Origin of the sequence: Chryseobacterium sp. CH21, assembly GCF_004119445.1 — a bacterium.
Classification (GTDB): Bacteria; Bacteroidota; Bacteroidia; order Flavobacteriales; family Weeksellaceae; genus Chryseobacterium.
This window is the reverse complement of record NZ_QICI01000009.1, coordinates 1-281: the sequence shown is the minus strand read 5'-3', so window position 1 is coordinate 281 and position 281 is coordinate 1. Positions and strand designations below refer to the sequence as shown.

Below are 281 nucleotides of genomic sequence, written 5' to 3'. Positions count from 1 at the left end.
AAGGTCTTTCGTTAAAGTGCCTTTCAAATTGATCAACGGCTTCCATGAATCTGCCAATCAATTCTTTATCCCTGATCTCTTTGGGAATCAAGACTCCTTTACAGAGCGATGAGAAATTACTCTGCATCCTCATCTTTTCCTTCGTAGTTTGGTCAGAAACAGATAGCAGTAGTGATTAAGGAAAGGTCTTTCGTTAAAGTGCCTTTCAAATTGATCAACGGCTTCCATGAATCTGCCAATCAATTCTTTATCCCTGATCTCTTTGGGAATCAAGACTCCTT

General features: G+C 39.5%; 1 pseudogene. It reads right to left on the bottom strand.

Annotation, left to right across the window (positions count from 1 at the left end):
* A pseudogene (locus tag BOQ62_RS24190) lies at positions 1–210 on the bottom strand (hypothetical protein); the annotation flags it as partial.
* Positions 211–281: the final 71 nt, after the last annotated feature.